The organism is Scytonema sp. NUACC21, assembly GCF_054684315.1.
The window spans coordinates 90,838-104,315 of sequence record NZ_BAAFZH010000106.1 but is presented as its reverse complement, the minus strand read 5'-3'; the positions used below and the strand labels follow the sequence as shown (position 1 = coordinate 104,315).

At 42.9% G+C, this 13,478-nt stretch carries 12 protein-coding genes, 1 tRNA gene and 1 pseudogene; 1 reads left to right on the top strand and 13 read right to left on the bottom strand.

The window, feature by feature from the left end:
- Positions 1–122: 122 nt before the first annotated feature.
- The 13 genes and pseudogenes from ACYRY3_RS38225 to rplS all read right to left on the bottom strand — a co-directional run bounded on the left by ACYRY3_RS38225 (position 123) and on the right by rplS (position 12,085).
- Complete coding sequence (locus ACYRY3_RS38225) at positions 123–908, bottom strand: metal-dependent hydrolase (RefSeq protein WP_460206964.1); 786 nt, start codon at positions 906–908, stop codon at positions 123–125.
- Positions 909–957: 49 nt separating this feature from the next.
- A complete protein-coding gene (locus tag ACYRY3_RS38220; RefSeq protein ID WP_460206963.1) occupies positions 958–1,473 on the bottom strand; it encodes a DUF302 domain-containing protein in 516 nt (171 codons plus the stop codon).
- Positions 1,474–1,648: 175 nt separating this feature from the next.
- Positions 1,649–2,617 (bottom strand): DUF1702 family protein, encoded by a 969-nt coding sequence (locus tag ACYRY3_RS38215; protein WP_460206961.1) that lies wholly within the window; start codon positions 2,615–2,617, stop codon positions 1,649–1,651.
- Between the two features lie 100 nt (positions 2,618–2,717).
- Positions 2,718–3,677 (bottom strand): DUF1702 family protein, encoded by a 960-nt coding sequence (locus tag ACYRY3_RS38210; RefSeq protein ID WP_460206960.1) that lies wholly within the window; start codon positions 3,675–3,677, stop codon positions 2,718–2,720.
- 78 nt (positions 3,678–3,755) lie between these two features.
- Positions 3,756–4,964, bottom strand: a complete 1,209-nt coding sequence (locus tag ACYRY3_RS38205) for an NAD(P)/FAD-dependent oxidoreductase (protein ID WP_460206959.1) — start codon at positions 4,962–4,964, stop codon at positions 3,756–3,758.
- Between the two features lie 89 nt (positions 4,965–5,053).
- Entirely contained in the window at positions 5,054–6,463 is a 1,410-nt protein-coding gene (locus tag ACYRY3_RS38200) for a carotenoid oxygenase family protein (RefSeq protein WP_460206958.1), read from the bottom strand.
- 145 nt (positions 6,464–6,608) lie between these two features.
- A complete protein-coding gene (locus ACYRY3_RS38195) occupies positions 6,609–7,973 on the bottom strand; it encodes an aldehyde dehydrogenase (protein ID WP_460206957.1) in 1,365 nt (454 codons plus the stop codon).
- Between the two features lie 256 nt (positions 7,974–8,229).
- A complete protein-coding gene (locus ACYRY3_RS38190) occupies positions 8,230–10,059 on the bottom strand; it encodes an NAD(P)/FAD-dependent oxidoreductase (RefSeq protein ID WP_460206956.1) in 1,830 nt (609 codons plus the stop codon).
- Positions 10,060–10,309: 250 nt separating this feature from the next.
- Positions 10,310–10,915, bottom strand: coding sequence for a hypothetical protein (locus ACYRY3_RS38185; protein ID WP_460206955.1), 606 nt, complete (start codon positions 10,913–10,915; stop codon positions 10,310–10,312).
- 7 nt (positions 10,916–10,922) lie between these two features.
- Positions 10,923–11,102 (bottom strand): annotated as a pseudogene (locus ACYRY3_RS38180) (transcription termination/antitermination NusG family protein); the annotation flags it as partial.
- Entirely contained in the window at positions 11,102–11,323 is a 222-nt protein-coding gene (gene secE, locus ACYRY3_RS38175; RefSeq protein WP_460206954.1) for a preprotein translocase subunit SecE, read from the bottom strand. The pseudogene ACYRY3_RS38180 and the gene secE, both read right to left, overlap by 1 nt.
- 172 nt (positions 11,324–11,495) lie before the next feature.
- Positions 11,496–11,568 (bottom strand) — tRNA-Trp (locus ACYRY3_RS38170).
- 154 nt (positions 11,569–11,722) lie between these two features.
- On the bottom strand, positions 11,723–12,085 hold the full coding sequence (gene rplS, locus ACYRY3_RS38165) for a 50S ribosomal protein L19 (RefSeq protein WP_460206953.1): 363 nt from the start codon (positions 12,083–12,085) through the stop codon (positions 11,723–11,725).
- Between the two features lie 143 nt (positions 12,086–12,228).
- Here rplS and ACYRY3_RS38160 point away from each other — a divergent pair, with 143 nt between their 5' ends.
- Positions 12,229–13,191, top strand: a complete 963-nt coding sequence (locus tag ACYRY3_RS38160; RefSeq protein WP_460206952.1) for a glycosyltransferase family 2 protein — start codon at positions 12,229–12,231, stop codon at positions 13,189–13,191.
- The last annotated feature ends 287 nt before the right edge of the window (positions 13,192–13,478 follow it).

The following is a 13,478-nucleotide window of genomic DNA, read 5'->3' as shown; positions in this document are numbered from 1 at the left end:
CGCCATCCTAACTATCGGGGTAATCGGTGTTGAATTATCAGTAGTAACAGTCTTACCCAGATAAAAAGCTTGGTGTTGTATGGTAAGTAAAAGTAAATGCTCGGTGGTGGAATTCGGCTTGTTTAGCCAATAACTTTCTTGACTAAAAACAGATTGTCTCTTTGTGAAGGATGAAAGTTTTTTCTGAAGTATTCAAGTGAGTCCAAGATTACTTTGAAGAAAAATTTTTCTTTGGTAAATAAGAACTGTACCATTTCCTTCCACACCCTAATATTCAGAAGCTTTTTGTCCTGATACAACATCAGAATCAATCCCAGGTTAACGAACCCAAAAACAAAGGTATAGGCCATAAGTATACCTAGCAGGCGAATTGGGTAACTTCTTGTGACACTTTCAAGAACATCATAAGCGACTGTTTTATGCTCAATCTCTTCAGCAGAATGCCACTCGAAAAGCTCCTTCAACTTCGGGTCTGCTTCTGCAAATAGTTCCCCTTTCAAGGTAAGCTCAGCTATAACATTTGTAAAATGCTCAACTCCTGCAATCATAGCTAGCTTCAATTTGATACTCAATCGATTGTCACAAATATTAAAAAGAATAAACCGCAGAAAGCGAAGATATGTGTCGAACTTATAACCTTGCTGGCGTAGGTTATTCCAAAATTTCTCATGCTGAACAGCGTGCTGTGCTTCCTGTCCAACAAACGCTGAAGCTTCTTGTTTAAGCTGGGGATTGTCAATCTGCTTGAGCTGTCGTTTTATAGTCCGAAGCATGAATTGTTCGCCATCGGGAAACAAAAGGGTGATGCTGTTGAAAAAGTGTGTTTTGAAGGGGCTGTTCCCGTACCAGTACCGCTCAATCTGCTCGGGAAAATCAAAATTCATTTGCCGTACAGTTATTTGAGGCATAATTGATGCTTTATAAATAGTGTTTGCAATACAACAGACAACGTAGATTTTATACAGCCATCGTTGCTAAATTTTCAAGCTGACGGTCGAGCATTTGCGCCACCTTCAATATCTCATCGTTCTGGAATTGGCCTAGTAGCGATGACGGCTTGTCATAAGTCACACGGGTCTTGCCATCAAAGTCTTCGTACACAAACAGTCGCAATGGGACGTAAAGACCAACCGCAGGATTATGTTCAAACATTTGGTTAGCTATTAAAGGATTTCCTATGATATAGAGCTTGGACTTATTGCGCTTGCCTCCTTGGGATGTCAGCAGTCCCCCCAGTTCAAAATCTACTAAAATTGTGAAGCCGCTAGGACCAAGCATGGACTCAACTGCACTTTTGACCTGCTCAAAAGATTTGTTTGTGTCTAACCTCTTAAGCTGTCTGAGGAGCATATTATCGGCTTGACTGGCCATTGCCTCGATCGCACTCGTGACTTGCTCGAAGGACTTCTCTGAAGACACAAGAACGCAGGTTCCTGTGAAATTAACAGTTGTTATGGAATCAACAGTTGTCATCCGTTTCTCCTTGAATTTCTATTTACTTACAAAGTTTATGCAAGAGATGCCTAAACCCTAAAAATGGGGCAATATGTTTCTCCTTTTTTAGGGGGATTGATAAAAGAGCGCAAGGGAAGAAATCGCTCCTGGGTCTGCACAAGCCCTAAATTAACTTTTGAGTGCAAGTACGTCCTTAAGAAACTTTGGCAACAGCAGGCAAATCACTTGTTACTAAATACACCCGGTAGAACTGCCATACTTCCGAATCCGATACTGCTGGGTTAGCGGGAAAGTTTGTTGGAGCCTGATTTATAATCTCGTCTGGTGCAGCAGTGTCCATACCGCTAAGAACCTCACTAGCCATTTTCGTGTAGCCAGCTGAATTGCCGAGTAAATGACGGAATTTGGCGGCGCAAGCTGCGGAACGTGCCAATGCAAACCGATAAGGGCCAGCTGCAGTTCCTAGGGCTTCTAAGGTTGCACGTTCCGCACCACCAATTGAGGCACAGGCATAACCAACGCCACCCCAAAGATCGGCTTGTCTTGTAGACGGAAAAGCTGCAATCGTCTGTGAGATACGAGTGACATCAGCACAGTTCACCATCCAAATACTGCGACCCAAACCCTGGTCAAAGATGTGGCGAGTGTAGCCAGAAAATTGCTCGGGAGGTGTTGCTGTGGCATCAAGAAACTCAGACCAGTGGAACATACCGTGTTGAAATCCATAGCCATCAATGACGGGCCAAACTTTCACAGGATCGCTTGGTTTTAAATACCGCTCAATAGGTAGCCGACTCTTACCCAGCATCAAACCCACTCCCAAATAAACCATGGTCTGATAAGCTGTGCTACCACCTGCCACAAAGGTCTCCACGCGATTCTGCTTGCTGGGTGAGACCAGATCTTGCTGGGAAAGACCTATGCCTATCCCCTCTAAGGCGAATCCGAACAACTCAGCTTCAATTGAATTTAACTTGTTAACAAGCACCTGTGGTTCGTCAGTTGCAAGCGCTGCTTGATGGGTTTGCCACATGGCATTGGTAACTTGAAAAAAACGCTGTTGCATTTTTTCATCATCGGTTCGAACCCCACGTTGCGTCCACATATCCTTCAAAAGCGTCATCACAGTATTTATTTTTAGCTGCCAAGAGTCGTCTTGCATCTTGATTCTCCTTTTTGAGCAGTAAATTCTTTTAAGTAGTTACGCGTGAAGCTAGAGTTGAGAGTCAGTCAATTGCAGATAAAAATGAACAGTGAAGCTACTAAGCTGGTGAAGCAATTGTGCTCGGCATCAGAACATACGCTCGGTAATGCTGCCAAACTTCTCGATCTGGTGTTGCTCGGTTAGTCTGGAGGTTTTGAAGAGCCAAGTCTTGCTTCTTAGTGACTGCCGCAGCTCCCATTCCCCAGAGAACCTCGCAAGCGAGTTCTGTATATGCGGAATAGCTACCAATTCGTTGACGGGACTTGGCGGCGAAAGCTGCTCCCTGAGCCAACTGAAATTCATAAGATCCTGCGGCTGTCCTCAATGCCTCTAAGGTAGCACGTTCCACACCACCGGAATAAGTGCAGACAAAACCAATACCACCCCACAGGTCTGCCTGCCTTATGGGCGGGAAAGCTCCGATGGTCTGTGATATACGAGTGGCATCAGCACCGTCCACAAACCAAATGCTGCGACCCATACCTTGGTCGAAGACACGGCTTGCATAGCCAGAAAGATGCTCCGGCATGGCTAAGCCATCAAGATATTTTTGCCAGTGGGATAAACCGTGTTGGAAGCCATAGCCATCAATTACGAACCAAACCTTTGTTGGGTTAAGTTGTGATACGTAAGGCTCGACAGGCACCGGAGTCTTGCCTAGCATCAAACCCACCCCCACATATACAAAGTGCTCATAACCTGCTCCCGGACCTGCGACAAAAGCCTCCACTCGATTCTGCTTGCTCGGTGCAATCAGATCTCTTTGGGTAAGACCCATGCCTACCCCCTCGAAGGCAAATCCGCGCAACTCATCTTCAATTCCATTCAATTTCGGAACAATCGCCTCTAGTTCATCTGTGGCGAGGGCTGCCTGAAAGCCCTGAATCAAACTGCCACGGATCTGTCGAAGTCGCTGCTGCACACTCGGAGCGATCGCGCTCATCCCACGTGCAGCCCAAATATTTACTGGTAAAGTTTGCTCGTCATTGAATCTTGTGTGCACAGAATCCTGTTTCATCGTGATTTTCCTTTTTGAGCAGTTGATTTTAGGATGAAAAAGCCTTAAGCCCTGTTTTAACCGGAACGCTTTATTTCCTCAAGCTTTAAGAGCAAAAAGAGGGCTGTTTCGCTTTGGTTCTTCATTGACTGCGCCCAGTTTGAGAAAAGAGAGTTGACCCAGTAACCCGATCGTCTGCTTCAACAATCCAAGACTGCATAAACTAAGCTTTTCAATCCCCCAGACTCGCTCCCACTTGTGTATGAGAGCGCGAATTTGCCGATCGTAATTAGATAGATGTTCCGTGCCATCCAAGCGATTACCCAGAGCTAAACCTTGAATGACAAAATCAGCAGCAATTTCCCCAGCATTCATCCCGATGGCTACACCATTGCAAAAGAAGGGGTCAAGAAACGCTACTGCATCTCCAGCAATCAAAAATCCGTTCCCAGAAAACCTGTCATATTCCCAGTTATAGTTCATAACGGGTTGCGTCGGCATGACTTTTTGAGCTGCCTGGATAGCTTGAGAAAGCGGTTCCCAACAATCGACGGCTTCCTGAAATACCTTTTCCAAATTCATAGCACCACTTTTAGCCTTCTGTTCCAATAGAACGACCATCACACTGACTCGGTTATCCGGAAGGGCTGTAACCAAGACGTAGCCACCATCTAGAGTAATCACCAAAATTCCGTTACTGGGAATCAATTCGCTCAACCTATGTCCAACGAAATAGGAAAAAACCGCAATACGTTGCTCATCCGGTTTTTTCCCTTCGGCTCTTAAACCTAAACGATGTGCCAATGGTGTAAGATTACCTCTTGCATCAATAACCACCTTCGCCCCATACTCTTCATTGTATCCATTACTATTGTGGCACTTAACACCACTGAGCTGGTCATCGGTGAAAATAAAATCTTCCACGACCGTTGTCGGCAAATACATGGTACCAGAATTCACAGCACTTTCGATCAACACTTGCTCAAAGGCTGCTCGGTTTAAACCCATCCCGTAATAACTACCATGTAGCCTTTTCGGCTCAATTTCTATTTGGTAATTGAAACCATCATTTGCTGAAATAAGACGAATGTTCTGTGGGGCATCAACAGCTATCTGAATCTTTTTCTCAACGTTGAGCCGTACCAGCAGGTCATAACTTATTCCATAAAATGTTTCTGGGAGTTGGAGAATTTGTTGAGTACCTCGGTCAACCATAAGTACAGCCAATCCCTTGCGTGCTAGCAAATTCGCCGCAGTTGCCCCCGCAGGTCCTGTGCCAACAATAATAACATCATACACCTTTCTCATAATCTGCTTCCTTAATTTTTCGATGGGGAATTTTAAACCCCTGAAAAATGGCAGTGTAGGTGCGTTGTTAGTCAACGAGCACTACCAATTCAAAACTTCTGTGAAATCCAAGTTCCATGAAAACCGTAAGGAACTCGCTGCGGGAGGAGAATGCGGGCTACGGGTTGATCTGTCAGATCCTGGGCACTTACAACTACCAATTCAGAGGTATTTTTCGCCGCGTCGTAGACGAAAGTGAGCAACCAACCGTCGTCCTCGGCAGTACTATCAAGCTGGGGGACAAATACTGCCTCTCCTCCGTAGCGACCAGGTCCCCATTCGTGCAACTGGGTGCAACCACTCGTGAAGTCATACTTGAGCAATCCGTCAAAAGTAAAAAGGGGTGTCTGCCCCGGTACCATTTTTGCGGAATAGCCATATCGGTTTGATTTTCCTACCCATTGCTGATTCAGACTGGGAAATTCTGATGCAATATCATCAATTGCCTCTTCCTGAACCGCACCTGTGTAAAGATTAAACCGCCAGCGATACAGAATAGGTCTATCTTGTTGATTGTGATTGAGCTTGGTCTTTGTAGGTACGTTTAAAACCTTAGCGTCATTCGCTCGACAGGCAATCAGGACAACTTCCTCTCCGATTTCATAGGCATTGAGAGTGTGTAAAACGTAGCAGGTAGGAACCTCAAACCAGCGGATACTGCTACTATCTCCGTAACGCTTAAGGATACCAAAGCGACTTGGCGAATCAGGCTCAAACATATAAGCTGGTTCTCGACGTCGCAGCCTTTCTAACCTAAATGTTAAAGGCAGATCCATAAAGATTGTATAATTTTGGGTAATGGCAAAATCATGCATCATCACCCCTATTGGAAGGTCAATTGGAACTGTTCTTACGATCTTTCCTTGGGCTGAAACAACGGTATATCGTAGATAGGGTGGCTGTAGCAGGGAATACCCAAAGAACATCATTTCTCCAGTCATAGCATCAACTTTAGGGTGAGCTGTAAAGGGAGAAGCGAGTTGACCGTTATAACTGTACGGACCAACTGTGTTTAAGTTAGGTAACTCAATCTCATAAGGCTCACCTCCTTCCCAAAGTGCTAATAAGTGACCTGCGTGCCAAACTAAAGCAGTATTGGCAGTATTCTTGAAAGGACTGAAGAGGTTATTAGCAGGGTTATTAAGCTGTGGCGGTTCCATCAGACCCGTCCAAATAGCTCGACCGACCGTCTGCTCCATTTTAAGTCCCCGTGTCTGCACATAGCGATTGCGGTAGACGGCTTTGCCATTGCCAAGTTCAATGCCATGCAACATACCGTCCCCATCAATCCAGTTGTAACGACCTATGGAAGGAAACTGGGGATTAGGACCATTGCGGACAAAGGTTCCAGATAAATCGCGGGGTAGCTCACCGATAACTGGTAGGTCATGGGCTGTGATTTCCGCTTGTACAGGAGAAAAGTTCTTTTTAAGATAAGGACTGATTTCTGTTGTTATCATTGCTTGGCCTTTTAGCAAATAAAGATTGTCAGGACTACTTTGAGTAGTAGGTTCATTACTTCTAAATTAGTGGATGGACTTGTTAATCCACAGGAGCACTGTCAATATCTTTGAAACAGTGTGTCAAACAGTTTTTATCTTGTCGTTAGTGCTTCTTTTTTTCTGGATACGGAGGATATCTCCAATTCAGATCGAAAAGAAAGGATTTGTTTAAGACTCCTCTTTGATAAGAAAAGGTATCAAAGCCAGCTTTACCGTGATAACGGCCAAAGCCACTGGCTCCGACTCCGCCAAAAGGTAAAGCCGGAACAGTCAAATGCATGACAGTATCATTGATACAGGCACCACCTGATGTAGTTTCTCGCAAAACCAACTCTTGATTTTTTTTGTGACTCGAGAAGAAGTAGAGAGCGAGTGGTTTTGGTTGTTTGTTAACCAGGTCAATCGCCTCCGATAGATGTCCATATTCAAAAACGGGAAGAATGGGACCAAAAATTTCTTCTTGCATGACCTTGTCTTCCCAAGAAACTTGCTCTATGACAGTGGGAGCAATATAAAGCTCCTCTAAACGACTATCTCCTCCCACTAAAATTTCACCATCTTTCAGGAATTCAGAAAGACGAGAAAAATGTTTTTGATTGATTATTCGTGCATAGCTATGGCTTTTTGATGGCTCGTCACCATAAAATTTATGTATATGTTTTTTAATACTATTCAGCAAATCTCTTTTAATTTTTCGGGTTACTAAAAGATAGTCAGGAGCAGTACAAGTTTGACCTGCATTGCTGAATTTACCCCAAACAATTCTTTTGGCAGTATATTCAACGTTGATACTGTCATCAACAATACAAGGGCTTTTTCCACCAAGCTCAAGGGTGACTGGGGTCAGATTTTGGGCGGCAGCTGACATCACAATTTTCCCAACCCCAGTTCCTCCAGTAAAAAAGATATGATCGAACTTTTCTGCCAAAAGTTCTTGACTTGTTTCTACACCGCCTTCAACGACAGTAATAAAAGATGGCTCAAAAGTTTTTTGGATAATTTCAGCTATAACTCCAGAGGTATGAGGTGCTATTTCTGAAGGTTTTAAAATCGCACAATTTCCAGCCGCGATCGCACTTACTAAAGGAACGAGTATCAAATTGATTGGGTAATTCCAAGGGCCAATAATGAGGACGACACCAAGAGGTTCAGTATAAACTTGCGATGAAGATAAAAACTGATAAAATGGAGTAGCGACCTTTTGGGGTTTTGTCCAAGATTTAATATTTTTGAGAGCGTATTTAATTTCACTTAAAACTCCCATTATTTCAAAATAAGCTTCAAATCCTGGTTTCCTTAAATCAGTTTTTAGAGCTTTAATAATAATCTCTTTATTCTCTTCAATGGATTGCTCTAGCTTTTTCAGGTTTTCAATTCGATAGTCAACATTTTTTGTTCTTCCCGTACTAAAAAATTGACGTTGCTTATTGACAAAATCGCTCATTCTATTTTTAGTTTGAGTCATCATAGCTTTTTTCCTTAATGAAAATTCAGAGATTCTCTAAAAAGTAGAGAGAAATTGATCGTGTTTTAGAAAAATCGAATTCCAGCAAAACTTTACAGAGAGAACAGAAATGGTAGCCTTTTAAATCTGTTGATTGTTGCAGCTTATTTTTTCTGAAATACACAGGACTAACAACAGAGTCCCAGGCTACCCTGAACCTTCCTGTTCTCTTTTAACCATAGTCAGTAATGGTTTTTTAACGCCTTAGTTTTAGGCGTAGTTAAACCTCTAGTGTGACTAGATCTGAAGCTTGAGGTACATTTTTCCCATTTAATTGTAAGGATTGTTCGGCTACCTTCTCTGTCCAAGGCTGCAACTGAGGCTGATACTGATAACTCTTGAACTCTTCTGTGACATTGGCAATGATACTGCTAGCTGGCTGACCTCTAGTCTTAAACTTGAAAATCAATTCGTCCAATGCACATTCACCAGATGCTTTTAACAACTTGAAGACGTGGTAAAGATTGCGCGGTGATAACAAGCCAGTAATACCAAAACCCTTCCACAGGAACTTCAGATACCACAGGGCAACAAAGAAGTAGATGTTTTTCATGTATGCAAACACATTGCACCGCTGGGGTTCGTACTTAGTATCCTGTAGATAACTATCGAATTCTCGGGTTATGTAGTAACCAAAGGGCAATTGACCGCCGCGATGGATGTACATTAATCCAATATTAGCATTTTGTTCTACAAGTTGGTTAAACTGGTCGTACACATGAACCATGAGTTTTCTGACAACTTCACGACTTTGTCTGCCAAACTTGCGGAGAAACTTGAGATCTAAATGCCATTTGCCTACATACATAGGCACTATCATTCCGAACCACCACATATTTTCTAAGTACATCCGCCAGCTCATGATACTAGCATGACCAAGTTGTTTTTCATGATGACGTAGGAGATGATTGCTCGACTCTATGTAACCAAGATTATAGGCATTATACACAGCCCGCTTCTTCTCTACATCCGCCTCCCCTGCTAACTGCCCACGAATAATTTCCGTAACGCTTTCCATTTGAAAGGTCATCATCACCATTCCTAAGGAATAGAAAGGATCGAAGATAGCTGCAGCGTCACCAATTACGTACCAGTTGTCTTGAGAAAATAAGGTCTTACTTTTATGTGCCAACCTTGGCAAGTAATGGAAGTCAATGTCCTCTCCGCTCTCGATCAGGCGATAGAGAATATTGTGATTTTCCTCTAGAAAGGCATAAAACTTTTCCTTGGTGTTGAGACTCTGAGCTGGAATAACTTGATGATGATGGGCTACCCCAATTGACAATTCCATTGTCTGAGTATCTGTCGGAATTACCCATACCCAATGCCCGTGTCCCATCATGTGATTGGTGGCATAGTAATGGCTGCATGTTGCACTTAACGGGTCATAACCACTATGAAAAATAGTGCGATCCACATTTTTCACGCGTACCCATGCTGAACCATTGTTGAGACCGTGCAGGTTTTCAGGCCCAAAGACGACGTTGTCTGTCTTGCGGCTAATGATAAACTTGCGGCCTGCAGCATCAACAATATGTTTGGCACGAAGTTCTAAGTACTTATCACCCACTTTAACTTTCACAGTGTTGAGGGCATCACCAGGGGTTAAGTCTACATCAACGACACGACCGTTGTAGAACTTAGCCCCCATCTGCTGATTCATTTTTAGGACATCCCGCTCGAACTTGGCACGGTTCATCAGTGTGGAAGCAAGCGGGGGTTGTTTGATGGACCAGACGTGATAGTAGTCATCAATGGTCTCTGTTTTGTCGGGTTGTTTGGGCCAATGATAGTTTAATCCATACTTAGGAGGATGGTTCTCAATCAAGTAATCGTAAAGACCCAACTCCTTACCGAAAAAGAGAGTGGAAATTTCAACTGTTGATTCCCCAACTTTCAAATCTTTTTCTGTCCTTTCCTCTGGACGAGGGTCAATCAACGCCACCTTGATATTTGGAATATTGAGCAAGAGGTGGCGAGCTTGAGAGACTCCCGCTATGCCAGCACCCATGATGACAACATCATAAACTTGAGACTGCGTGTTGTTCATTGACATTTCCCTTTCACTCACTAAAAGTTTTAGTTCATCAAAGTTTGTAGTTATATATAGTGGTGTTTGAGTCAGATGAAATTTTGGAAAAACCACTCACTCTAAAACACCACCACTACAACGCTTGGTTTGCGGTCGAACAGTAATGTAACTCTTGATTAAATAAGAACTTGCGTCCTGAAAAAGAATTTCTTCCGATGCTTTCAAACTAGCCTTTAAGGTTAGTTATGAGTTTTTTAATGCATTGAAGCTAAGAATGTACTTCAGCCTTAAGGTTGACGAGCTCTGGAACTTCGGATAACTTTTTCCCATTTAATTGTATAGATTGTTCAGTCACCTTCTGTGTCCAAGGCTGCAAGTTAGGTTTGTACTGATAACTCTCGAACTCTTGTCTGGCTTTAGCAATGACATTACTAGCTGGTAAATTTTTGGTCTTCAATTTGAAAATCAATTCGTCCAATGCAGACTCAGCAGATGCTTTCAACAACTTGAAGACGTGGTAAAGATTTCGCGGTGATAACAAAGCAGTTATACCAAAACCCTTCCACAAAAACTTCAAATACCACAAGGCAACAAAAAAGTAGGTGTTTTTGATATAGGCAAAGACATTGCATCGCTGAGGTTCGTACTTGGTATCCTGTAAATAAGTATCGTAGTCCCGAGTAACGTAGTAGTTAAAAGGTAATTGATCTGCTCGATGAGTATACATCAATCCAATGTTGGCGTCTTTTTCTATCAGTCGATCGAATTGTTCATACACATCAGTCATCAGAGATGTGATAATATGACGACCTTGTTTACCAAACTTGCGGAGAAACTTCAAATCTAAATGCCATTTGCCTACATATAAAGGCACTATAATCCTTATCAGCTACATCAAAAGTTTGGATGCGCTGCTCCAAGTTTGTCTTTACTCGCTTCTCACAGCCAGAAGCGACTTGCACTGCATACCAGCGGGCTTCTTGCGAAGTCCTTAACGCTGAATCTGCGGTATCATCTGACTGTAGCGTTGCATCACGCTCTCCGTCTCTTGCATAAGTCATCAGAACACCTGTTGTGCTGCCCAAGTAAAAAATTTATCTACTAGAAATATTAAGGTTGCGGAGAGTACCATCATTAACAAAACAGCTGCTGATTCACTTACCAACTGCTGCCGACTGGGCCAAACCACCTTGTCGAATTCTTCTCTTAGTCCTTGGAAGAAAGTCGGAATGTTGAATCCATTGCTGGTTTCCGTCATTTCTGCTTCATTTTTTTTGGCCACGGTCGCTTACTCCCCCATTCATTACATACACAGTGCCTGGTATTTCTATTCTGTAGCAGCTTCAGCTTGTTTGACGCGAAAGGCTACAAACACAAAAATTATACCCGAAAACATTAAGTCACACCGCACCTAGCAGGTATTGCCTTAGTTTCGGGCATTTTTTAGCTTTCAGCGCGCCCTGGAGGACTTGAACCCCCGACATCAGGTTTTGGAGACCTGCGTTCTACCAACTGAACTAAGAGCGCACACGCTGCTGCTTATTTACTTATTTTATCTAACCTTCCCTACTATAACACAAGCTTGACTTATTTTTTCATTTTACTTTGGTTGAGGAAACAAATTAGCGGCTTTAGCCGCTTTTTTGTTGAGCTTTCTCCCAAAATTTGGCTCTTGTATGTACTAAAGGGCGCGGTCAAAGCGTTGTTTAATGCGGGTAGCCTTACCTACGCGGTTGCGTAGATAGTATAGCTTAGCACGCCTAACTTTACCACGGCGCAGGACTTTGATGTTGTCTATCCGAGGAGAATGTAACAGAAACACTCGCTCGACGCCTACACCTTGAAATACGCGACGAACTGTAATCGTTTCATTAATGCCGCCATTCTGTTTGGAAATGACAACTCCCTCGTAAGGCTGGACGCGGTACTTATCGCCTTCCTTAATTTTGACTCCGACTCTCACTGTATCGCCCACAAATATTTCGGGCAAATTAGATTTCAATTGTTCCGCTTCTATTGAGCGGATGATCTGCTGGGCGTTCATATTCCGTACAAAAACTCACAATCAATAATAATAAATCGACAACTAGCATTCAGTCTAGTTATTTTAGTTGGAGCACCTACCCAGTATAACGATGCTTGGTAGAAAATGGATTGCATCCGGGCTAAGTCACGAGTATTGAATCTATGAAACTCAGTGTCGTTATCACGACCTACAACCGATTGACATTGTTGCAACGCGCAATTCACTCCGTTCTGAACCAGACGATCCCTTGTGAATTGGTTGTTGCTGATGACTGCTCAGTAGATGGCACTCAAGAGTATCTCAAAAGATTAAGCGCTGAACTGTCATCCTATGAAAATGTACCACGCCTCATTTATCATCGCAATGAGGTGAATAAAGGTCATGCAGCTACAGTAAATGCCGGAGTCCTTGCCTGCAGTGGAGATTGGATTAAGTTTTTGGATGATGATGATTACCTAGCTCCCAACTGTTTGGAAGAAATGGCAAAGGCTCTAGCGCTGCGAGAAAATGCAGTTATTTGCTCTTGCGTTGCTGCTCAGGTCAGTATAGATGGAGTTGAACAGTGCCGCACCCCTGTTGTTGGTCCGGGATTAGCTTATTATGTCCCCCAGGCAGACATTCACTACGGTATGTTGCTAGAGCTAGTTCCCTTTGGGACTCCCGTCCAAGTTGCTTGTAAGCGTGAGGTTTTCTTGAAAACGGGAGGATGGGATGTGAGATTAACGAGCTGTGATGATATTGATTCCTGGATTCGTATTGCCCAATATGGGGATGCGGTTTTTCTTAACCAGTGTCTTGCTTACCGTACTATTTGGTCTGGTGGTATTGACCAAAAAATTTCTTTAAAAGTTAGATTGGATACAAATATATTGATGAAGGAAAAAATTTACGCTCTAGTCAATGAAAAATACCGTGAAGATATCCTACCTTTTGAGGATATTAAAAATTATTTAAAACTGCATTGGACTATAGTCGCTCTTCAAAGTAAAAACATTAACAGTTTTATGAAAATCGTCGAGCCCTGCGTACTATCTTGGCAGGCTTGGCGGCTTTTGATAGATGCTTTTCTAACACGACGCTTAAAAAAGTACAATTCCTGTATTCGCAAGTTTGTATTGATATAGTATTAATTTTTATTAAGTCAGGTCTCAAGTTAAACACTAGTTCACGGAGTATATATTTTTCTTATACGAACTACCCCGCCTATGGGGAGCATTGACTCTAAATGCGCGGCGGCTTTTTGTTCAAAAACACTATTGTTTAAATTTTGTAAACTTTTTTGTCACCTCCATGCTGGGCAAACGCCTTACTCAGAGAGGGCAAATCTAAAGTGGAAAAATTTCCTGTGTTTTTCAGGAATTTTCTATGCAGAAATGGTATGAAGAATGTAGTATGACTAACTAGGTTGTTA

Excerpts from the sequence above, each read along its gene's own strand:
- rplS (WP_460206953.1), bottom strand. The coding sequence starts at position 12,085 with ATGAACGCCCAGCAGATCATCCGCTCAATAGAAGCGGAACAATTGAAA.
- ACYRY3_RS38190 (WP_460206956.1), bottom strand. The coding sequence starts at position 10,059 with ATGAACAACACGCAGTCTCAAGTTTATGATGTTGTCATCATGGGTGCT.
- ACYRY3_RS38200 (WP_460206958.1), bottom strand. The coding sequence starts at position 6,463 with ATGATAACAACAGAAATCAGTCCTTATCTTAAAAAGAACTTTTCTCCT.
- ACYRY3_RS38195 (WP_460206957.1), bottom strand. The coding sequence starts at position 7,973 with ATGATGACTCAAACTAAAAATAGAATGAGCGATTTTGTCAATAAGCAA.
- ACYRY3_RS38220 (WP_460206963.1), bottom strand. The coding sequence starts at position 1,473 with ATGACAACTGTTGATTCCATAACAACTGTTAATTTCACAGGAACCTGC.
- ACYRY3_RS38210 (WP_460206960.1), bottom strand. The coding sequence starts at position 3,677 with ATGAAACAGGATTCTGTGCACACAAGATTCAATGACGAGCAAACTTTA.
- ACYRY3_RS38205 (WP_460206959.1), bottom strand. The coding sequence starts at position 4,964 with ATGAGAAAGGTGTATGATGTTATTATTGTTGGCACAGGACCTGCGGGG.
- ACYRY3_RS38225 (WP_460206964.1), bottom strand. The coding sequence starts at position 908 with ATGCCTCAAATAACTGTACGGCAAATGAATTTTGATTTTCCCGAGCAG.
- ACYRY3_RS38215 (WP_460206961.1), bottom strand. The coding sequence starts at position 2,617 with ATGCAAGACGACTCTTGGCAGCTAAAAATAAATACTGTGATGACGCTT.
- ACYRY3_RS38160 (WP_460206952.1), top strand. The coding sequence starts at position 12,229 with ATGAAACTCAGTGTCGTTATCACGACCTACAACCGATTGACATTGTTG.